General features: G+C 67.5%; 22 protein-coding genes. 9 read left to right on the top strand and 13 right to left on the bottom strand.

Features of this window, described 5'->3' with window-relative positions:
* The first annotated feature begins 115 nt into the window (after nucleotides 1–115).
* Nucleotides 116–997 carry an NAD(P)-dependent oxidoreductase gene (locus NS4_RS25080; protein ID WP_063061990.1) on the top strand — a complete coding sequence of 294 codons (882 nt, stop codon included), beginning with the start codon at nucleotides 116–118 and terminating at the stop codon, nucleotides 995–997.
* A 41-nt stretch (nucleotides 998–1,038) separates the two neighbouring features.
* The gene (locus tag NS4_RS25085; protein WP_063061959.1) at nucleotides 1,039–1,461 is read left to right on the top strand and encodes an acyl-CoA thioesterase; all 423 of its coding nucleotides are present in this window, start codon (nucleotides 1,039–1,041) and stop codon (nucleotides 1,459–1,461) included.
* Between the two features lie 209 nt (nucleotides 1,462–1,670).
* On the opposite strand, the gene NS4_RS32435 is transcribed toward NS4_RS25085, so the two are convergent.
* The 6 genes from NS4_RS32435 to hsaA form a co-directional block, all read right to left on the bottom strand.
* Nucleotides 1,671–1,838, bottom strand: coding sequence for a hypothetical protein (locus NS4_RS32435; RefSeq protein ID WP_157106227.1), 168 nt, complete (start codon nucleotides 1,836–1,838; stop codon nucleotides 1,671–1,673).
* Nucleotides 1,838–2,167 carry a hypothetical protein gene (locus NS4_RS25090; RefSeq protein ID WP_157106228.1) on the bottom strand — a complete coding sequence of 110 codons (330 nt, stop codon included), beginning with the start codon at nucleotides 2,165–2,167 and terminating at the stop codon, nucleotides 1,838–1,840. The genes NS4_RS32435 and NS4_RS25090 overlap by 1 nt, the downstream gene beginning before the upstream one ends.
* A 166-nt stretch (nucleotides 2,168–2,333) precedes the next feature.
* Entirely contained in the window at nucleotides 2,334–2,957 is a 624-nt protein-coding gene (gene hsaB / locus NS4_RS25095) for a 3-hydroxy-9,10-secoandrosta-1,3,5(10)-triene-9,17-dione monooxygenase reductase subunit (protein WP_063061961.1), read from the bottom strand.
* A gap of 92 nt (nucleotides 2,958–3,049) precedes the next feature.
* Nucleotides 3,050–3,949 (bottom strand): iron-dependent extradiol dioxygenase HsaC, encoded by a 900-nt coding sequence (hsaC, locus tag NS4_RS25100; RefSeq protein WP_063061962.1) that lies wholly within the window; start codon nucleotides 3,947–3,949, stop codon nucleotides 3,050–3,052.
* Nucleotides 3,950–3,951: 2 nt separating this feature from the next.
* A complete protein-coding gene (hsaD, locus tag NS4_RS25105; RefSeq protein ID WP_063061963.1) occupies nucleotides 3,952–4,830 on the bottom strand; it encodes a 4,5:9,10-diseco-3-hydroxy-5,9,17-trioxoandrosta-1(10),2-diene-4-oate hydrolase in 879 nt (292 codons plus the stop codon).
* Complete coding sequence (hsaA, locus tag NS4_RS25110) at nucleotides 4,830–5,993, bottom strand: 3-hydroxy-9,10-secoandrosta-1,3,5(10)-triene-9,17-dione monooxygenase oxygenase subunit (protein WP_063061964.1); 1,164 nt, start codon at nucleotides 5,991–5,993, stop codon at nucleotides 4,830–4,832. Before hsaA ends, hsaD begins: the two co-directional genes overlap by 1 nt.
* A gap of 214 nt (nucleotides 5,994–6,207) precedes the next feature.
* On the opposite strand from hsaA, the gene NS4_RS25115 reads away from it, so the two are divergent.
* The 3 genes from NS4_RS25115 to NS4_RS25125 all read left to right on the top strand — a co-directional run bounded on the left by NS4_RS25115 (nucleotide 6,208) and on the right by NS4_RS25125 (nucleotide 7,972).
* Nucleotides 6,208–7,422 (top strand): 3-ketosteroid-9-alpha-monooxygenase, oxygenase component, encoded by a 1,215-nt coding sequence (locus NS4_RS25115; RefSeq protein ID WP_063061965.1) that lies wholly within the window; start codon nucleotides 6,208–6,210, stop codon nucleotides 7,420–7,422.
* 1 nt (nucleotide 7,423) lies between these two features.
* Entirely contained in the window at nucleotides 7,424–7,753 is a 330-nt protein-coding gene (locus NS4_RS25120; RefSeq protein WP_063061966.1) for a hypothetical protein, read from the top strand.
* A gap of 66 nt (nucleotides 7,754–7,819) precedes the next feature.
* Nucleotides 7,820–7,972 (top strand): hypothetical protein, encoded by a 153-nt coding sequence (locus tag NS4_RS25125; RefSeq protein WP_157106229.1) that lies wholly within the window; start codon nucleotides 7,820–7,822, stop codon nucleotides 7,970–7,972.
* A 158-nt stretch (nucleotides 7,973–8,130) separates the two neighbouring features.
* On the opposite strand, the gene rsgA is transcribed toward NS4_RS25125, so the two are convergent.
* From rsgA to NS4_RS25155, 6 genes are all read right to left on the bottom strand, one after another.
* On the bottom strand, nucleotides 8,131–9,177 hold the full coding sequence (gene rsgA / locus NS4_RS25130; protein WP_063061968.1) for a ribosome small subunit-dependent GTPase A: 1,047 nt from the start codon (nucleotides 9,175–9,177) through the stop codon (nucleotides 8,131–8,133).
* Nucleotides 9,178–9,510: 333 nt separating this feature from the next.
* The gene (locus tag NS4_RS25135; RefSeq protein ID WP_063061969.1) at nucleotides 9,511–10,563 is read right to left on the bottom strand and encodes an acyl-CoA dehydrogenase family protein; all 1,053 of its coding nucleotides are present in this window, start codon (nucleotides 10,561–10,563) and stop codon (nucleotides 9,511–9,513) included.
* 75 nt (nucleotides 10,564–10,638) lie between these two features.
* Nucleotides 10,639–11,673, bottom strand: coding sequence for an acyl-CoA dehydrogenase family protein (locus NS4_RS25140; protein ID WP_063061970.1), 1,035 nt, complete (start codon nucleotides 11,671–11,673; stop codon nucleotides 10,639–10,641).
* Entirely contained in the window at nucleotides 11,670–12,809 is a 1,140-nt protein-coding gene (locus NS4_RS25145; RefSeq protein ID WP_063061971.1) for an acyl-CoA dehydrogenase family protein, read from the bottom strand. The genes NS4_RS25140 and NS4_RS25145 overlap by 4 nt, the downstream gene beginning before the upstream one ends.
* A complete protein-coding gene (locus tag NS4_RS25150; RefSeq protein WP_063061972.1) occupies nucleotides 12,810–13,724 on the bottom strand; it encodes an enoyl-CoA hydratase in 915 nt (304 codons plus the stop codon).
* A complete protein-coding gene (locus NS4_RS25155) occupies nucleotides 13,724–15,292 on the bottom strand; it encodes a FadD3 family acyl-CoA ligase (RefSeq protein WP_063061973.1) in 1,569 nt (522 codons plus the stop codon). The genes NS4_RS25150 and NS4_RS25155 overlap by 1 nt, the downstream gene beginning before the upstream one ends.
* Nucleotides 15,293–15,493: 201 nt before the next feature.
* Between NS4_RS25155 and NS4_RS25160 the strand changes: the two genes are divergently transcribed.
* On the top strand, nucleotides 15,494–16,645 hold the full coding sequence (locus NS4_RS25160; RefSeq protein WP_063061991.1) for an acyl-CoA dehydrogenase family protein: 1,152 nt from the start codon (nucleotides 15,494–15,496) through the stop codon (nucleotides 16,643–16,645).
* Entirely contained in the window at nucleotides 16,642–17,439 is a 798-nt protein-coding gene (locus NS4_RS25165; protein ID WP_063061974.1) for an SDR family oxidoreductase, read from the top strand. Before NS4_RS25160 ends, NS4_RS25165 begins: the two co-directional genes overlap by 4 nt.
* A 159-nt stretch (nucleotides 17,440–17,598) precedes the next feature.
* Here NS4_RS25165 and NS4_RS25170 read toward each other — a convergent pair whose 3' ends face one another.
* Nucleotides 17,599–18,105, bottom strand: a complete 507-nt coding sequence (locus tag NS4_RS25170) for a nitroreductase family deazaflavin-dependent oxidoreductase (protein ID WP_063061975.1) — start codon at nucleotides 18,103–18,105, stop codon at nucleotides 17,599–17,601.
* Nucleotides 18,106–18,369: 264 nt separating this feature from the next.
* Here NS4_RS25170 and NS4_RS25175 point away from each other — a divergent pair, with 264 nt between their 5' ends.
* Both NS4_RS25175 and NS4_RS25180 read left to right on the top strand, forming a co-directional pair.
* On the top strand, nucleotides 18,370–19,017 hold the full coding sequence (locus NS4_RS25175; RefSeq protein WP_169811812.1) for a TetR/AcrR family transcriptional regulator: 648 nt from the start codon (nucleotides 18,370–18,372) through the stop codon (nucleotides 19,015–19,017).
* Nucleotides 19,018–19,060: 43 nt separating this feature from the next.
* The gene (locus NS4_RS25180) at nucleotides 19,061–20,215 is read left to right on the top strand and encodes an acetyl-CoA C-acetyltransferase (RefSeq protein ID WP_063061992.1); all 1,155 of its coding nucleotides are present in this window, start codon (nucleotides 19,061–19,063) and stop codon (nucleotides 20,213–20,215) included.
* The last annotated feature ends 72 nt before the right edge of the window (nucleotides 20,216–20,287 follow it).

A 20,287-nucleotide genomic window follows, 5' to 3' on the forward strand; every position in this document is an offset into this window, starting at 1 on the left:
CGAATAGTAGGTACTTGTCGCGGCGCCTGGTGTCGGCGATTCTCGAACACGGCGCGCCGAAGCCAGTGTTCATCGAAGCGTGTACAACGCATTCAGCAGAGGAGTCGGCACAGATATGACCGCGAAGGAACAGGCAGCCGTGACGGTACTCGGTCTCGGACCGATGGGCCGGGCCATCGCCGCCGCCCTGGTCAAAGGCGGCAATCCCACCACCGTATGGAACCGCACACCCGGAAAGGACACCGAACTCGTCGGAATGGGCGCGGTGCGCGCCGCCGATCCGGCCGCTGCGCTCGCCGCCGCCGACCTGGTGATCGCGGTGCTCGGCGACCACGCTTCGGTCCACGCCGTACTGGATCCGGTGGCCGATGGACTGCGGGGCAAGGCGCTGATCGATCTCACCAGCACCACTCCGGAAGAGTCGCGGGAGTTCGGCCGGTGGGCCGCCGACCGCGGTATCGACTTCCTGGACGGCGGCATCATGGCGGTACCGCCCATGATCGGCGGACCGGGCGCCTCGATCCTGTACAGCGGATCGGAGCAGGTCTTCGAGCGGTTCCGGCCCGACCTCGAAAAGCTGGGTGCGGCGGACTATTTCGGCGACGATCCCGGGACCGCCGCGCTCTACGATTTCGCGCTGCTGGCCGGTATGTACGCGATGTTCACCGGGTTCTTCCACGGTGCCGCCATGGTGCGCTCGGCCGGGGTCACGGCCACTTCCTTCGCCCCACGGGCGGCCGCGTACGTCACCGCCATGGCGGGACTGCTCCCGGCGTATGCGGAGGTGATCGACAGCGGCGACTACACCGACGAGGTGCAGCCCGCGCGGTTCCACAAACCCGCCTTCGACGCGATCGTGCGGGCCAGCCGGGACGCCGGGGTCGCCCTGGACATCGTCGGGCCGATCAAGAACCTCATCGATCGGCAGATCGCCGACGGCCGGGCGGGGGAGGGTCTGGAGCGAATCACCGAGGAACTGGCCGGAAACCGGGAGTAGCGCGCCTGCCGCCTGTCGGTGGCGACCGGCATGATTCGGTGATGGCGTTCAGCAACCGGATCGAAGTGAGAGTTTCCGATCTGGATCTCCAGGGACATGTGACCGGTGCGGCGTATCACCAGTACGCCGATCACTCCCGGTTCGCGTGTGTTCAGGCGGCGGGTATCTCGGTGGAGGAAATGATCGTGGCCGGCTTCGGTCCGGTGAATCTGGAAACGGTCCTGCGCTTCCAGCGGGAGCTGCGCGGCGGCGACTTGGTCGACATCACCTGCGACTGGGTATGGGGGACGGGCAAGACCTACCGGGTCGAGCACGTCCTCACCCGCCCGGACGGCGAGGTCGCCGCCACGGTAACCCACGTCAGCGGGCTACTCGACCTGACCACCCGCCGGCTCGCCGCCGACCCCGCTCGGCAGTGGCGGTCGATGGCGAACAGACCAGGTTTACTCGGACTGGCGGAGTAAACCAGGGTCGGCATGTTCGGATTGCGTTTCGGCGGCCCGGGGGCGTTCGGGTATGACGTGCCAGCCGGACTATTGAGCGGGGCCGGAGTCCTTGCGACGGGAGTCGGACGCGTTTGCGAGTATCTGCTGAGCTTGCTGTCGGCGCTTGCGTACCTGCTCCGGTGTCAGTGGAACGCGGCGCGGCTGCAACTTGTCATCGGTGAGCGGACTCACAGCTCCTCCTCCATTACGGCCGCTTGGATACGCCACATATTACGCTGCTGATCAAATCGGACGGCAACGACGAAGTACCTACGTGCGTCGATGATGAGCACTTCGCGTTCTTCCTTGATCTCGGCGAGCTCGCCGAGTCGTAGTGCCGGCGTTCCGGCCGGCACTACGAGTTCCAGAATCGCCGGATTCGGTCGTCGAGTGGAATGCGGCGGTTGAAAGGCCCCCGACGTCGACAAGAACCGGGCTCGGCGAATTCTTGATCGATCAATGCCTGTGCTGACTGTTCGTCGGTTATGCCGTACAAATAGGCATCGGTCTCACGTGTGACTCGGACAGTGGTCGGCAGAGGGTAACGGCGCAGTCCGGAGCGGATCGCAGAGATCCGTGAGCTGAGCGCTGAAGTCATCGGGATGAGCCCCCGCATCGCGGCATTGACCCGCTCGTAACCGCCGAGGGCGTACGCCGCGATGGCATCACGCTCGACCTCGGTCAACAGGTGCGTTCCCTGCCCTGCCAATTCGTATGCTGCCAGTGGAACGTGGTCGAAAATCGATCGTTCGTCGTTTCCCCCTTGTACCGACACGGCGGACAAAGCTACCTGTTGGGTCAATGGTTCGGTAACCCGGTCGTCGATCCGCGCTGGTGGTGGGGTGTTGTTGCTACAACCAGGTGTCCAGGGTCGTGGTGGTGAGGAAGTGGTCGAGGTCGGCGCGCCAGGGCGCCGGGGTGGTCTTCTCCGGTTCGATGGCGGTGTACTGGCCCCGGTAGAACAGCAGCGGGCGGCCGTTGGTCGCGGCGGGGGTCTCCGACATGGCCAGGACGCGGCCGATGACGATGAAGTGGTCGCCGCCGTCGACCACGCTGTCCACCCGGCATTCGATGGTGGCCAGGGAGTTGTCGAGCCGCGGCAGGCCGAGGTCGGAGGTGTGCCAATCGGTTCCGGCGAACTTGTCCGGCTCGCGAGAGCCGAATTTCGCGCAGACCGGCTGCTGTTCCTCGGCGAGTACGTTCACACAGAACCGGCCGTTGGCTTCGATAGCGGCCCAGGACCGCGAACCCTTGGTCGGGCAGAACAGCACCAGGGGTGGCTCGAGGGAGAGGGCGGCGAAGGACTGGCAGGCGAAACCGATCGGGGTTTCGTCGTCGGTGAACGTGGTGATGACCGTGATGCCGGTGCAGAACTGCCCGAGGATATTGCGGAACTGCCGGGGGTCGATGGTGGCCTGCTCCGCGGCCGCGTCGTCCGCGCCGTCGGCCGGATCCGCTGGTGCCGTCACGTTCATACCGTCCTCGCCTCGTTCATGGAGCTGCCGGCGGACGGGCCGCCGGATTCAGCCGGACCCGATGCGAGTATCGCACCGGGCCCGGCCGGAGATCACTTGAAACCCACGGAGAAATCGTGGCCCCACAGGCTCACCGCGGTGGATTCCCGGGCGATCCAGCTGTGGTCGTCGACTTCCAGCCCTTCGCAGCCGAATTCGACGTCGAACCCACCGGGCGTCTTCATATAGAACGACAGCATCTTGTCGTTGATGTGCCGGCCCAGAGTGGCAGACATCTTCACCTTCTTGCGCATGGCCCGGTCCAGGCACAGGCCGACATCGTCGGAGTTCTCCACCTCGACCATGAGGTGGACGATGCCGGTCGGATTGGGCAACGGCAGGAACGCGAGCGCGTGGTGGCGCGGATTGCATCCGTAGAACCGCAACCAGGCCGGGTCGCCGTCCTCCGGCCGACCCACCAGCTGCGGCGGCAAACGCATCGAATCGCGCAGCCGGAAGCCGAGCACATCCTGGTAGAACGCCTGTGCCGCGGCATCGTCATTACAGGTCAGGACCACATGGCCCAAGCCCTGTTCGGCGGTGACGAATTTGTGGCCGTACGGGCTGACGAACCGCCGGCCCAGGTACTGCGCGCCGTAGAACGCCTCGAGGGTGTTCTCGGAAGGATCCCGGAAGCGGATCATCCCTTCGACCCGGCGCTCGGCGAGTTCCTCCTTGGTGCCTTCTTCGAAGTCGACGCCGTTCTTCTCCAGTGTCTCCCGGAGGCGTTGCAAGGCGGGGCCGTCGGTGACCTCCCAGCCCGAGACCAGCAGCCGGTCCTTCTCACCCGGCACGATCACCAGCCGGGCGGCGAAATCATCCATCCGGAGATACAGCGCGTCGGGATTGTTCCCGTCGCCCTCCATCATGCCGAGCACTTTCAGCCCGTACTCGCGCCAGGCCGCCATATCGGTGGCCTCGATGCGCATATAGCCGAGTGCTTTGATACTCATTGTCATTTCTCCTTGACGCCGAGCAGGAAATCAGTGGCCAGCCGGTTGAATTCGGCGAACTTCTCCAGCTGTGCCCAGTGCCCGCACCCGCCGAATACGTGCAATTGTGCGCGCGGGATGCTCTTGAGCGCCACCAGCGCGCCGTCGAGTGGGTTCACCCGGTCCTCGCGGCCCCAGATCAGCAGGACCGGCTGGCGCAGTTTGTACGCGTCCCGCCAGAGCATGCCCTTCTCGAAATCGGCGCTGGCGAAGGATTTACCCATGGCCCGGGCGGCCGCCAGCGCCTCGGGGGTGCTCGCCGAGGCGAAACGCTCCTCGATCAGTTCCTCGGTGACCAGGGACTGGTCGAAGACCATGATCCGCAGGAACGCCTCGAGATTCTCCCGGGTGGGTTCGTAATTGAACTTGCCCAGCAGTTTGACGCCCTCGGTGGGGTCGGGAGCGAAGAGGTTGGTGCTCAGCCCGCCCGGGCCCATCAGGATCAGTTTCCCGGCGCGATCGGGATGGTCGAGCGCGAAACGCACCGCGGCGCCGCCGCCGAGCGAATTGCCCAGCAGATGGACCCGGTCGGTGATCTCCAGGGTGTCGAGCAGATCCTTCAGCGCCGAGGAGCTGTGCACGAAGTACTGCGGGTGCTCGGTCGGCTTATCGGACTGCCCGTACCCGGGTTGGTCGACCGCGATCACATGGAAGTCGCGGGCCAGCACCGCGATGTTGCGGGAGAAGTTCGACCACGAGGACGCGCCCGGGCCGCCGCCGTGCAGCAGCACGATGGTGGGACCGTTACCCACACCGGCCTCGTGGTAATGCAGTTTCAGATCCGGGCGAACCTGGGCGAATCGCGAGGTGGACTCGTAGGTGAGTTCGGCGGTCGAGGTCATCACACCATCCCGTCGGAAACCGGCAGCCCGAATTCGTGCGTGCCGTACATGACGTAGGCGCGTTCGGGATCGTTGGACGCGTGCACGCGCCCGGCGTGCGCGTCGCGCCAGAACCGCTGCAGCGGGGTGCCGTTCACCAGGGCGGTGGCACCCGAGCTCTCGAACAGTTTGTCGATCGAGGCGATGGCCCGGCCGGTTGCGCGGACCTGGTCGCGGCGGGCACGTACGCGCAGGTCGAACGGGATCTCCTTGCCCTCGAGCAGCAGCGCGTATTCCTCGGCCACATTGCCCGAGAGCTGCCGCCAGGCGGCATCGATATCGCTGGAGGCCTCGGCGATCCGCACCTTGGTGAACGGATCCTCCTTGGCCTTCTCGCCGGCGTAGGCCGCGCGAATCCGCTTGCCCTGGTGCTCGACATGGGCCTCGTAGGCGCCGTAGGCCATACCGACGATCGGCGCGGAGATGGTGGTGGGGTGGATGGTGCCCCACGGCATCTTGTACACGGGATCGGTATTGCGCTCCAGACCCGGCGATTTCAGGTCGTTCATGGTCTTGTAGCTGAGGAACCGGTGCGTGGGTACGAAAACGTCCTTCACCACGAGCGTGTTCGATCCGGTGCCGCGCAGGCCGACCACGTTCCAGACGTCGTCGATCTCGTATTCGGAGCGGGGGATCAGGAAGCTGCCGAAATCGACCGGTTTGCCGTTCTTGATCACCGGTCCGCCGACGAAGGTCCAGTCGGCGTGGCCGGAGCCCGAGGACCAGGCCCACGAACCGCTGACCCGGTAGCCGCCGTCGACCACGGTGCCGGCGCCCATGGGCGCGTAGGAGGAGGAGATCCGCACATCGGTGTTCTCGCCCCACACCTCTTCCTGGGCCTCCTGGCCGAACAGCGCCAGGTGCCAGTTGTGCACACCGATGATCCCGGCGACCCAACCGGTGGAGCCGCAGGCGCTGGCGATCTTGCGGACCGTGTCGTAGAAGACGACCGGGTCCGCGGCGTGCCCGCCCCACTGCTTGGGCTGCAGCAACCGGAAGAAACCGGCTTCCTGCAGGTCCTTGATGGATTCCTCGGGAATCTGCCGAAGGTCTTCCGCCTCTTGCGCGCGGGCGCGCAGCGTGGGCAATAGCGCTTCGACCCGCATCGTCACTTCTCGCGTCATCTCCGGCCCCTGCTCCTGCCTGGTCGTTTGCTAACCGGTAGTCATCTGCTCGGCGCAGAATTTACCTCTGAGACTAGAACAGGTTCTTGTTCATGTCGAGAACCGGTGTTCGCGTGGTGTGAATATGCGACATGTGCTGCATGTGGCGTGAATCGCTGGCGTTCGGGACGTCAGTTTTGTAACGTGTTCTAGTACAGCAGGAGGAGGAATTGCGATGGCAGCAACCACGCCGGGCGGTGCGAAGGTCCGGGAGCTCGACGTCGGCTCGGTTCCCACCCGGTACGCGCGCGGATGGCATTGCCTGGGGTTGGCGCAGAATTTCCGGGACGGCAAACCGCATTCGGTGCAGGCGTTCGGCACCAAGCTGGTGATCTGGGCCGACAGTGCCGGCGAATTGCACGTACTCGACGCCTACTGCCGGCATATGGGCGGCGATCTCAGCATGGGTGAGATCAAGGGCGACGATATCGCCTGCCCGTTCCACGACTGGCGCTGGGGTGCGAACGGCAAATGCACGTCCATCCCGTACGCGCGGCGGGTTCCGCCGCTGGCGCGGACGCGGCGCTGGACCACCCTCGAGCGCAACGGTCAGCTCTTCGTCTGGCACGACCACGAGCGCAACGAACCGCCACCCGAGGTCACCATCCCTTACATCAAGGGCCCCTACACCGATGCCGACGGCAACCCGGTGGAGGAACTCGACAGTGGCTGGACGGAGTGGACCTGGAACTCGTTGCTGATCGAGGGCGCGAACTGCCGTGAGATCATCGACAACGTCGTGGATATGGCCCACTTCTTCTATATCCACTACGCCTTCCCCACCTTCTTCAAGAATGTTTTCGAGGGGCATGTCGCCACTCAGTTCCTGGAGACCAAGGGTCGGCCCGATATCGGGATGGGCGCCAAGTACGCCGGCGATCAACTCCTGAAATCGGAGGCCTCGTACTTCGGGCCCTCCTACATGATCAACCCCCTGGTCAACAGCTACGGCGGTTACGAGATCACGGTCAACCTGATCAACTGCCACTACCCGGTGACACAGGATTCGTTCATGCTGCAGTGGGGCCTGACCGTCGAGAAGCCGAAGGGCCTCGACGACGAGACCGCGCAGAACCTCGCGAAGACCATGGCCGATTTCTTCGGCGACGGTTTCCTGCAGGACGTGGAGATCTGGAAGCATAAATCCAAGGTCGAGAACCCGCTGCTCTGCGAGGAGGACGGCCCGGTCTACCAGCTGCGGCGCTGGTACGACCAGTTCTATGTCGATGTCGCCGATGTGACCGAGAAGATGACCCAGCGGTTCGAATTCGAAGTCGACACCACCAAGGCGAACGAGGCGTGGGAGGCCGAGGTCGAAGAGAACCTGCGGCGCAAACGCGAACAAGAGGCGGCCGCGGCGGATGCCGACCAAGCGGAGGCAGGAGTCTGATATGACCCGCTGGGCAAAAGCACCCGACTTCGCCGACCAGCCCGCCCGGCAGGCCGCGGTGCGGGCCCAGACGGTCGTGGACCAGCAGCGATACCTGGAGGACGGCCTGACACCGCTGCGGTGTCAGTCCTGCGACGCCGAGGTACGGGTCCGCAAGAGCAGCTCCCGGCAGACCTCGGTGCAGTGGGCCGAGAACCCGGCCACCCGCTGCCCGGTCTTCGCCGAACTCAGCGCCAAGGGGTACGGGCCCGGTCGGCCGGATACATGCGAACGGTTGCAGAAGACCATCAAATGGGCCGTCGACGAGGGCTTGCTGGAGGTCCCCGAGTAAGTGGCCGGAGTCCTCGGGCTTCCGTGTATCCCAGGTACCTTATGGGCCGCGCGTATTCTCACGAGAATGTCGTGGAATGTGTCCGCCGAGCACAGCGTCGGCCGTACCGGCCGCGGCTCGCTGCAAGGGACGCTCGCGCTCGAGAAGGATTGGGATTCCGAGGAGACGAACGAGGAGATAGCCGACGAGTTCGTTGGATCCGGTGCCGCTCACTCGTGACACCTGAGCGCCGGAGTCCCGAGTTTCGAAGTCGTGGGTCCCGGGGCCTCGGTTACCCCGAAGCGAAACAGGGGACAGCGCAGAGATGGTACGCGGCGGCCGCTTCAGTAGAGCTGAAGCGGCCGCCGCTTTTCCTTGGTTGGCGGCTGTCCGCGGGGTCAGCGCCGGGAGCCGCGCTCGCGATACATGCGCCGCTGTTCCTTGGCGCGACCCCGCCAGACCTTGTCGCGCTCGGCCTGGAGCCGTTTGTCCGAGCGCGCTTCCATCCAGGCGTTCTCCTTGCCCAGCTTGCGGTAGCTGCGCACCCGCCGTTCCGGTACTTCCCCGGATTCGACGGCCGCGCGGACCGCGCAACCCGGTTCGGCCTCGTGGGCGCAGTCGGCGAATCGGCAGCTCTCGGCGAGTTGCTCGATATCGCTGAAGGTCCGGCTGATGCCCTCGGCCGCGTCCCACAATCCGACACCCCGCAGCCCGGGAGTGTCGATGAGGGTGCCGCCGGTGGGCAGCGGCCGCAGCTCACGGTGCACCGTGGTGTGCCGGCCCTTCTTGTCGGTCGTACGCACCGTGTCGGTGGCGAACACCTCCGCGCCGAGCAGTGCGTTGGCCAGGGTGGATTTACCCGCGCCGGACGGTCCCAGCAGTGCCACTGTCCCGGTCAACACCGCGACCAGCACATCGAGGCCGAGTTCGGCGGTCGCGCTGACCGCCAGCACCGGTGCGCCCGGCGCCACGGCGCGGACTTCGTCGAGCGGTAGGTGCTCGGCGGTGTCGGCCTTGGTGAGGACGACCACGGGCTGGGCGCCGCTCTCCCAGACCAGGGCGAGCATGCGTTCGATACGGCCCAGATCCACGTCGCCGTCGGCGGGTGCGCAGATCAGCACGGTATCGACATTGGCGGCCAGCACCTGGGCCTCCGACCGCCCGGACGCGGCGGAACGGGTGATAGCGGTACGGCGAGGGAGCTGTGCCCGGACATGTGCGCGAGTGTCCAGGCTCACCCAGTCGCCGGTGCACAAGCCGCTCACCGAGGAGTCCGCGCGCGGACAGGTGGCCCGGGCGGGCCCGGTGGGGGTCACCACATCGCATTCACCGCGATCCATCCGGACGATGCGCGCGGGTACGCAATCGGGGTCCAGGAGTGGGAGGTACTGCGCGGCTACGGTTTCTGTCCAGCCGAAAGGGACGAGTGGGTCGAAGTCGACCATCAGGGAGGAAATCCTTCGTCGGGCGCCGAGCCCGACCGGGCTCAGCGAGTGGAGTTCGAGAGGGAGAACGACAGGGCGGTACGAACCGGTGCGGTTCGCCGCGCCACGGCAATCCGGGCGACCGTCACGTTCTCCACCTCCCTCACAACTCGCTGTTACCGGTTACTCTGGCACGGCTCCCGCGCCCACGCAATTCTTTTTTCGCACCACATGTCGCTGCCGGCAGCGAGTCTGCGTGCCACCGCTGCCCGCGAGTCCCCGGTTCACCGTCCGGCGTGGCCTTGCCGAAGACGGTCGACGAGAAGGCCCGGCGGACACCGGGTCGCCGTGTTCTCAGTTGTGGACCAGCGGACGGCGTGGGACGCCGAAGAGTTCGGCGTCGCCGTGGGCGCGCTTGAAGTACAGGTGCGCGTCGTGCTCCCAGGTGATGGCGATACCGCCGTGCAACTGGATGGTTTCCGCGGCGATGGTGGAGAACGACTCCGAGCACTGACGGCGGGCGACCCATACGTCCTCGGCGGCCGACGGTGTGTCCTCGGCCACCGCGAAGGTGGCGGCCAGAGACGCCGATTTCGCCGACTCCGCGAGTACGTACATATCGGCCATCCGGTGTTTGAGGGCCTGGAAACTGCCGATGGCCCGGCCGAACTGCACCCGCGACTTGGTGTAGTCGACCGTGGCCTCCAGGCAGTATTCGGCCGCACCGACCTGTTCGGCGGCGACGGCCGCCCACGCGACGCGGTGCAGGCGCTCGATGATCGGGGCGGGGTCCGCGTCACCCAGCCGGTGGGCGGGTGTCGCGGTGAACGAGACCTCCGACAGGGCGCGGGAGGGGTCCATGGCGGCGACCCGGCGCCGCTCGACACCGTCGGCAGTCGCGTCGACCTCGAAGAGACCGGATTCGGTGACCACGATCAGAGTGTCGGCGACCGTGCCGTCGAGTACGTAGTGGGCCGTACCGTCGAGCGTTCCCCCCGTGGCCTTCACCCCGAAGTCGTCCCAGCCACGGGCCGAGGCCCAGCAGACGGCGAGAGTGCGCCGGCCCTCGGCGACACCGGGCAGCAGTCGCGCGCAGGCCTCATGGTCACCGGAGAGCAGCACCGCCTGCGCACCCAGTACCGCCGAGCCCAGCATCGGCACATCGGCGAGTGTCCGGCCGAGTTCGCCGACCACCAGCAGGGATTCGACCAGGCCGGCGCCGAACCCGCCGAACTCCTCGGGTACGGCCAGCGCGGCCACGCCGACCTGTTCGCACAGCTGCGCCCACAGCTGCGGGTCGTAGCCCAGATCGGTGTCCATGGCCTTGCGGATACCGGCACGCGCGTCACGTTTGGCCAGCAGTCCCCGCACCGCCGCCACCAGCTCCTGCTGTTCCTCGCTGATCATTTCTTCTCCCGTGGTTTCGGACGGATACCGGCAGGGCAATCCTGGCGCGCTCGCCGCTGCCTGCCGGTGCTCCGGTCAGGTGAGCGCGCCGGCCGGATCCGCGGCGTGCCCGGCGCGCAGCGCCTCGGCGATCCGGCCGCGGTGCAGATCCGGGGTGCCCCAGGCAGCGCGCAGGGCGGTGACCCGGGTCAGCCACAGCGACAGGTCGTATTCGGCGGTGTAGCCGATGGCGCCGTGCACCTGCAGGGCCGCGCGGGCGGCCCGGTAGGCGGCGTCGGCGCAGGCGACGGCCGCGGCGGAGGTGTCGCGGGCCCGGTTGGCCGTAGCGGTGGTCAGCGCGGCCCGGTACAGCAGCGGTTCGGCGAGATCGAGCCCGATGAGCACATCGGCCAGTTTCTGTTTGACGGCCTGGAACTCACCGATCGGGCGACCGAACTGTTTGCGCTGCTTCACGTAGTCGGTCGACGCGTCGAGCAGCGCTTTGCCCGCGCCGAGCAACTGGGCCGCGTTGGCCAGGGTCCCGGCGTCGAACGCGGCCGCGACGGCTGCCGCCGCGCCCGGTCCCTCGGCGATGAGTTCATCGGCCTCGACCGTGAACAGCCGGCGTGCGGGGTCCACCGAGCGAACCGATGCGCCGACCCGTCCGGTACTGAACCGATCGCCGTCGGCCACCAGTACGAGATCTGTCCGGTCGGCGTCCACCGCGATCGCCCGCCCACCGGTACCGGTGAAGGCGACAGTGGCCGACACCGTGCCCTCGGAGATTCCCGGCAACCAGCGCCGAGCCGGTTCGGGGTCCGTGCCGGCGAGCGTTTGGAGCAGCGCGGGGACAGCGGCCGCCGACTCCACCAGCGGCCCGGGTGCCGCGGCCCGGCCGATCTCCACAAAGGCCACCACCTGGTCCAGCGGTTCGGCGTCCAGACCGCCGAACTCCTCGCTGACGGTCAGGCCGAATGCCCCGGCGGCGGCCAGCTGCTCGATCAGTGCCCGGCCGGGCGCCGGATCGCCGGCACTCCACGCCCGCACCGCGGCGGTCGTGGAACCGGACTCGAACAGTTTGCGGATACTGGTGCCGAAGTCCCGATGTTCCGGGCTGAGCGCGAATTTCATCGGCTTGTTCCCCTCGGTAGGCCGAGAAGCCGCTCGGCGATGATGTTGCGTTGGATCTCGTTGGTGCCGGCGTAGATCGGACCCGACAGCGAGAACAGGTAGCCGTCGGTCCAGCGGCTCGCCTGTTCGGCTTCGGGTCCGAGCAGGTCAAGGGCGGTTTCGTGCATGGCGATATCGAGCTCGGACCAGAACACTTTGGTGATGGAGGACTCGGCGCCGAGCTTGCCGCCCTCGTCGAGCCGCGTGACCGTCCCGAAGGTGTGCAGCCGGTAGGCCTCACTGCCGAGCCAGGCGTCCACCACCGCATCGCGGGCCGCGGTGCCGGTATCGCCGCGTTCGGTCCACAGCTCGATCAACCGCTGCGCCGTCGCGCTGAACCGGCCGGGGCTGCGCAGCGAGAGACCGCGCTCGTTGCTGGAGGTGCTCATGGCCACCCGCCAGCCCTCGTTGGGGGCGCCGATCACATCGCTGTCGGGAACGAAGACATCGTCGAGGAAGATCTCCGCGAAACCGGGCTCGCCGTCGAGTTGGGGGATCGGGCGGACGGTGACGCCATCGGCGTCGAGCGGGAACATCAGGTAGGTGAGGCCGCGGTGCCGTTCGGCGGCGGGATCGCTGCGGAACAGGCCGAACGCCCGGTCGGCGAACGCCGCCCGGGAACTCCAGGTCTTCTGACCGCTGAGCACCCAGCCGCCCTCGGTGCGCCGGGCGGTGGAGCGGATACCGGCCAGATCGCTACCGGCCTCCGGCTCCGACCACGCCTGGGCCCAGATATCGTCACCGCGGGCCATCCGCGGCATGATCCGTTCCAGCTGCTCGGGGGTGCCGTGCTCGAACAGGGTGGGGGCCAGCAGGAAGATACCGTTCTGACTCACCCGGCCCGGGGCGCCGGCCGCGTAGTACTCCTGCTCGAAGAGCACCCATTCCAGCAGCGACGCGTCCCGCCCACCGAACTCGCGCGGCCACGACACCACCGACAACCGGGCCTCGGCCAGGGTGCGTTCCCAGGCGCGATGGGCTTCGAAACCGGCCTCGGTGTCCATGGACGGCAGCGGTTGCGCGGGCACGTTCGCGGCCAGGAATTCGCGGACCTCCCGCTGGAATTCCCGGGTGCCTTCGTCGAGATCGAGATCCATTCAGTCTTTCCCGTCCGTATTCTTCGCGTGGGCCGTAGTCGCCTGCGCTTTCATCGATTTGGCATTCATGCCGCCCAGGGAATCCGCCCCGACCTCGGCGTTGTGCGCGTGCGCGAAATGATGGAGTCCGAACACCGAATCCATTCCGGCCCGCATTCCCATGAGGTCCTCGGACTGGTTGACCGCTTTCTTCGTCAACGCCAGCCCGAACTGCGGCATGGCGGAGATCTTGTCGGCCAGCGCCATGGTCTCCGATTCCAGGTCGGCGCGCGGCACGACGCGGTTGACCATGCCCCACTCCTTGGCCTGCGCGGCATCGAACCGGTCACCGGTGTACAGGAATTCCTTGGCGGCCCGGGGGCCCATCACCCACGGATGGGCGAAGTATTCGACCCCCGGAATCCCCATCCGGACCACGGGGTCGGAGAAGAACGCGTCGTCGGAGGCGATGATCAGATCGCAGACCCAGGCCAGCATGAGGCCGCCCGCGATACAGGCGCCCTGCACCATCGCGATGGTCGGCTTGGGGATCTCCCGCCAGCGACGGCACATCCCCAGGTACACCTCCATCTCGCGGGCGAAGCGCTGGTCACCGCCGGTGCGGTCGGTATGGTCCCACCACAGCGCGGCCTTGTTCGGGTACTTCACATGATGGTCGCGCCCAGGAGTGCCCAGGTCGTGGCCGGCGCTGAAGTGTTTCCCATTGCCGGCCAGCACAATGACCTTGACCTCGGGGTCCTCGACCGCCCGCTCGAACGCGGCATCGATCGCGTAGGTCATCACCGAGTTCTGGGCATTGCGGTAGTCGGGCCGGTTCAGGGTGACCACCGCGATCGCGCCGCGGCGTTCGTAGGTCACCACATCGGGCTCGTAGGGAACGCTCCCGGCGTCGTTGGCGGCAGGGTTGTGCGACATCACGAATTCTCCTCACGTAACCGGCGTTTGAGCACCTTGCCGCTGGCGTTGTAGGGCAATTCGTCGCGGAATTCGACGAATCGCGGCACCTTGAAATTGGCCAGTGCCTTGGTGGCGTAGGAGAACACCTGCTCCTCGCTGAGGGCGGCACCCGGTTTCCGGACGATGAAAGCCTTACCCACTTCGCCCATCCGGGCATCCGGCACACCGATCACCGCGACAACGGCCACACCGTCCAATCCGGCCAGGGATTGTTCGATCTCGGCGGGGTACACATTGAATCCACCGCTGACGTACATGTCCTTGAGCCGGTCGGTGATCTTCAGATAGCCGCGGTCGTCGACCACGCCGATATCGCCGGTGTGCAACCAGCCGTCCGCGTCGATCGTTTTCGCGGTGCTCTCCGGATCGTCCAGATAACCGAGCATCACATTGGGTCCGCGCAGCAGAACCTCTCCCGCGTCGCTCAGTTTCAGCTCGAAACCGGCCATGGGGCGGCCGCTGGTGGCGGAGATGGTCTCGGCGTCGTCGTCGACCCGGCACATGGTGCCGAACCCGGTGGACTCCGAGAGCCCGTACGCCGTGAGCACCACATCGAAATCCAGTTCCCGGCGCATTCGTTCCACCAGCACGACCGGTACCGGCGCCGCCCCCGTGACGGCCACGCGCAGGCTCGACAGCCGGTACTCGCCGCGGTCCGGGAAATCCAGGATGGACTGGTAGATGGTGGGCGGGCCGGGCAGGACGGTGATCTGCTCCCGATCGATGAGCCGCATGGTGGTCGGTACGTCGAAGACGATCTGCGGGACCATGGTCGCCCCGGTGAGCAGGCAGGCGATGATTCCGGCCTTGTAGCCGAAGCTGTGGAAGAACGGGTTGACGATCAGATAGTTGTCGTCGCTGTTCAGCGTCGAGCATTCGGTCCAGCCGCGGACCGCGGACAGCGTCTGCCGGTGCGCGATCAGGACACCTTTGCTGCGGCCGGTGGTGCCGGAGGTGAACAGGATGTCGGACAGATCGTCGGGGCTGATCGATTCCGCCCGTTCCCGCGCCTGTTCGCGGGTGACTCCGGCGCCGGCCGCGGCCAGCTCGGACCAGTTCAACGCGTCCTGCACCGGCTCTTCGGTGCCCTCGACCGGCAGCACGATCACAGTACCGATCCGCAGATCCGGTGCGGCCGCGCGCAACTCGGCGAGCCGGTCGCGTTTGAGGAAGGTGCCCGCGATGAACAGGGCCTTGGCATCGACACGCCGCAACACATCGGCCACCTCGTCGGCGACGTAGCGGGTGTTGAGCGGGACCAGTGTCGCGCCGGCGTAGTGGGCGCCGAGCGCGGCGATCACCCAGTGATGGGTGTTGGGCGACCAGATGCCCACGCGGTCCCCGGTCCGGATTCCGCGGGCGAGCAGGGCGCGTGCCACGTCCTGGACCTGTTCGAGCAGCTGGGTCCAGTCGAGCCGGACCGGTCCGTCGGCCAGCGCGGGCGCGGCGCCGTAGTTCTGGGCGGCGGCGTGCAGGGCCAGCGGTGTGGTCCGGTCCGTCGGCGGGGTGTGCGCAGGGGTTGTCACGGGTGTCCTCGATGTCGTGCGGCCGTGGGCGGTGCGCGGTCTGCGAGTTGCGGTCTACAAAGCAAGTGCTTGGTAGGTTATCCTACCGGCGTGGGTGCTATCCAGACCTCAGAATCCGGTACCGGTCGCGACGGCGGACGGCAATCGGCCGAACACGCCGTCAGGGCGCGGCCTACGGCCGAACGGACCAGCGTTGCCGCGCTGAGCGACCGCGAATTCGCCGCGCAGGTGCGCAGCTGGCTCGACGAGCAGCTCAGCGGTGAATTCCGGGAACTGCGCGGGCTGGGCGGACCCGGTCGCGAACACGAGGCCTTCGACGAACGCCTGGAATGGGACCGCGCGCTGGCCGCCGCCGGCTGGACCTGCCTGGGCTGGCCGGTGGAGTACGGCGGGCGCGACGCGAGCGTGGCGCAGCAGATCATCTTCCACGAGGAGTACGCGAAGGCGAACGCGCCCGCGCGGGTCTCCCATGTGGGTGAGGAACTGCTCGGCCCGACCCTGCTGGCCTTCGGGACCGACGCCCAGCGCGACCGTTTCCTGCCGGGGATCCGCACCGTCACCGAACTGTGGTGCCAGGGCTACTCGGAACCGGGCGCCGGCTCCGACCTCGCCGCCGTTTCGACCTCCGCACGCCTCGACGGCGACCAGTGGTCGATCAACGGGCAGAAGATCTGGACCTCGCTGGCGCATGTGGCCGACTGGTGTTTCGCGGTCTGCCGCACGGAACCGGGTTCGAAACGCCACAAAGGGCTTTCGTATCTGCTGGTGTCGATGGACCAGCCCGGTATCGAGGTCCGGCCGATCGTGCAGCTCACCGGCACCTCCGAATTCAACGAGGTGTTCTTCGACAACGCGCGCACCGATGCCGACCTGGTCGTCGGCGAACCGGGCGACGGCTGGCGGGTCGCGATGGGCACGCTGAACGTCGAACGCGGTATCTCCACGCTCGGCCAGCAGATCCGCTTCGCCCGGGAACTCGCGGCGATCGAGAACCTGGCCCGCGAGTCCGGCGCCCTCGACGACCCGCTGCTGGCGGACAAGATAGATCGTGCCTGGGTGGGGCTGCGGGTGCTGCGTGCCCACGCGCTGCGCACCATGGCCGAGACCGCCGACGACGGCGGCCAGGCCTCGGTGGGCAAACTGCTCTGGGCCAATTGGCATCGCGGGCTCGGCGAACTCGCCATGGCGGTGCGCGGCGCCGCCGGACTCGTCGCCGCGGACGGTGATCTCGACGAATGGCAGCGGCTGTATCTGTTCACCCGCGCCGACACGATCTACGGAGGTTCGAACGAAGTGCAGCGCAACATCATCTCCGAGCGGGTGCTCGGTCTCCCCCGCGAGGCCCGGCAGTGAGCGGGCCGCTGTCGGTCGCGCCTGCGCAGACTCCCGGGCACGGACTGCTCACCGGCCGCCGGGCCGTGGTCACCGCGGCCGCCGGTACCGGGATCGGTTCCGCGACGGCGCGCAGGCTGCTCGCCGAAGGCGCCGATGTGGTGGTCTCGGACTGGCACGAACGGCGGCTGGAGTCCACGCGTGCGGAGCTGTCCGAGGAGTTCACCGACCGTAAGGTCGCTGCGATCGCCTGTGATGTCACCAGCACCGAACAGGTCGACGAACTGGTCCGCGGGGCGGCCGCGGCGCTGGGCGGGGTCGATATCTTCGTCAACAACGCCGGCCTCGGCGGTGAGACGCCGGTGGTCGATATGACCGACGAACAGTGGGACCGCGTCCTCGACATCACTCTCAACGGCACTTTCCGCTGCACCCGGGCCGCGCTGAACTACTTCCGCGACGCGAAACACGGCGGCGTGATCGTCAACAACGCGAGCGTGCTCGGTTGGCGGGCCCAGTACGGCCAAGCGCACTACGCCGCCGCGAAGGCCGGTGTGATGGCGCTGACCAGGTGCAGCGCGGTCGAGGCGGCCGAGCTGGGGGTCCGCATCAACGCGGTCTCGCCGAGCATCGCCCGGCACGCCTTCCTGGACAAGACCAGCTCGAGCGAACTGCTCGACCGGCTCTCCGAACGCGAGGCGTTCGGCCGGGCGGCCGAACCGTGGGAGGTGGCGGCCACCATCGCGATGCTCGCCAGCGACTACACCACCTACCTCACCGGCGAGGTGGTGTCGATCAGCAGCCAGCGCGCCTGAGGGGAACCCGTGCGCGCGGTGTCGCCCGAGGTCGCTTCGGTGTCGGCCGAAGATCGCGCCCGCGCCGGTCGGGGACTCGTGCGCCGGGCTCGGCACTCCCGGACGCGGTGCCGTGCCCGCAGTGGGTTCGCGTGCACGACGGAGTCCGGGAGAAGCGGATCAGGCGCGAGTGAGCGCGAAGATACGCAGCTCCCGCTCGGTGCGGTGCCGGTAGGCGGAGTACGCGCCGGTGATCTCGGCGAAACGCTGGAAGATCGATTCCGCCGCCGCGCCCTCGATCCGGGTGGCGGTGACCGGAATGCGTTCTCCCGCGATGGCCACGGTCGCGCGCGGCTCGGCGAGGAGGTTGGCGGTCCAGGCCGGGTGGCGTGCCCCACCGAAATTGCTGCCGATGACGTAGAGGGTGGCACCGTCGTGCACGCACAGCAGCGGCGTGGTGCGTGGCTGTCCCGATCGGCGACCGGTGGTGGTCAACAGGATCACCGGTGCCCCGATCGGCCCGAGCACGGTGTAGCGGGCGCCGGTGCGTTCGAGTACCCGGCGGTCCAGCGGGGTGAGGGCCCGGACCACCCGGGAGCCGAATTTCGTGCCGGCGAACCTGTCTGCCGCACGGGCCAGCGGGCTCTCCCGGGAACCCCACCGGCGCTGCGGGAACGGCGTCGTCATCCGCCGAATATACCGACGGTCCCGGCGCGCCCCCCGGTGTGTGCCGGGCCCGGCCCCGCTGCCGCCCGTCTCGCGGCGGACGGCAGGTCTCTGATTCGGTTACCGGAATTCGGTTTGTCGCGGAACCGGATCCGGATATCGGCCGTCCAAATGATCGGAAGCAGTGCGGAGTTCGTATCTCTTCCGCGACGCGGGCCCGAGGGGTCCGGCTCCGACAGGGAGGGGGGAGCCGGAAACCTCGGGCCCGCCGGTCACCCACCGCCCATGGACCAAGCAAATGCTTGGTTGTATCATGGCGGGGTGACCGCACCCGACCCCTCGAAATCGGCCCGGCGAACCGAACTACTCGATATGGCGGCAGAACTGTTCGCCGAACGGGGCGTGCGCGCCACCACAGTGCGTGATATCGCCGACGCGGCGGGCATCCTCTCCGGCAGCCTGTACCACCACTTCTCCTCGAAAGAGGGAATGGTGGACGAAATCCTGCGCGGTTTTCTCGACGAACTGTTCGGACGCTACCGCGAGATCGTCGCCGCCGGGCTCAATTCCCGTGCCACGCTGGAAGCCCTGGTACTCGCCTCCTACGAGGCCTTCGACCGCTCCCATGCGGCGGTCGCCATCTATCAGTCCGAGGCCAAACGCCTGCAAGCCGCCGAACGCTTCGCCTACATCGACGACTACAACCGCGAATTCCGGGAGCTCTGGCGCCGCGTCCTCACCAACGGCGTCGCCGACGGCAGCTTCCGCCCCGAACTCGATATCGACCTGGCCTACCGCTTCCTGCGCGACACTGTCTGGGTCGCGGTCCGCTGGTACCGGCCCGGCGGCGGATCGATCACCGTCGACACGCTCGCCAAGCAGTACCTCACCCTCGTGCTCGACGGGCTCACCGTGCCGGGCCACACCGATTAGGAGAAAACCCATGGCAACTGCTGCCCGCCGCCCCTATGCACCGTTGCGTGAGGCGTATGTGATCGATGCGGTGCGCACCCCGGTCGGGAAGCGCGGTGGTGCGCTGGCGGAGGTCCATCCGGCCGATCTCGGCGCGGCCGCGTTGCAGGGCCTGCTCGGCCGCAATTCGATCGACCCCGCCCGGGTCGACGATGTGATCGTCGGCTGCGTGGACAATGTCGGCCCGCAGGCCGGCAATATCGGCCGGACGATGTGGCTGACCGCCGGATATCCGGAAGAGGTCCCCGGCGTCACCGTGGACCGGCAGTGCGGGTCCAGCCAGCAGGCCATCAACTTCGGCGCCCAGGCCATCATGAGCGGTACCGCCGAGGTCATCGTGGCCGGCGGGGTGCAGAACATGAGCGCCATCCCGATCTCCGCGGCCATGATCGCCGGTAAGGAGTACGGCTTCGATTCGCCGTTCGTCGGCGCCGAGGGCTGGGATCACCGCTACGGCACCGGCGAGGTCTCACAATTCCGCGGCGCGCAGCTTATCGCCGAGAAGTGGGGGATCACCCGCGAGGACATGGAGAGGTGGGCGCTGCGCAGCCACGAGCGCGCCCGCGCCGCCATCAAAGCGGGCCGGTTCGACAACGAGATCGTGCCGGTGGGGGATTTCTGGATCGACCAGGGTCCGCGCGAGACCAGCCTGGAGAAGATGGCCTCGCTGCCCGCGCTGGAAGAGGGCAGCCCGCTGACCGCCGCGGTGGCCTCGCAGATCTCCGACGGCGCCAGCGCCACCCTGCTCGCCTCGGAATGGGCGGTCGAGGAATACGGTCTCACCCCGCGCGCCCGCATCATCCACGTCAGCGCTCGCGGCGCCGACCCGCTGTACATGCTCACCGCGCCCATCCCCGCCACCAGGTGGGCGCTGGAGAAGACCGGCCTGACCATCGACGATATCGACGTGGTCGAGATCAACGAGGCCTTCGCCCCCGTGGTGCTGGCCTGGTTGAAGGAGACCGGCGCCGACCCGGAGAAGGTGAACGTGAACGGCGGCGCGATCGCACTGGGTCATCCGCTCGGCGCGACCGGCGCGAAACTCTTCGCCACGCTGCTGAACGAGCTGGAGCGGATCAACGGCCGCTACGGCCTGCTCACCATCTGCGAGGGTGGCGGCACCGCCAACGCCACCATCATCGAAAGGCTCGATCGCTGATGACGTGGTGGCGGCAATGCCGCCACCACATCGGCTCCGTCAGCGGTCCCGGATCGGCGCGTTGGCGGGTGT

This window comes from Nocardia sienata NBRC 100364 (genome assembly GCF_001613205.1).
GTDB lineage: Bacteria > Actinomycetota > Actinomycetes > Mycobacteriales > Mycobacteriaceae > Nocardia > Nocardia sienata.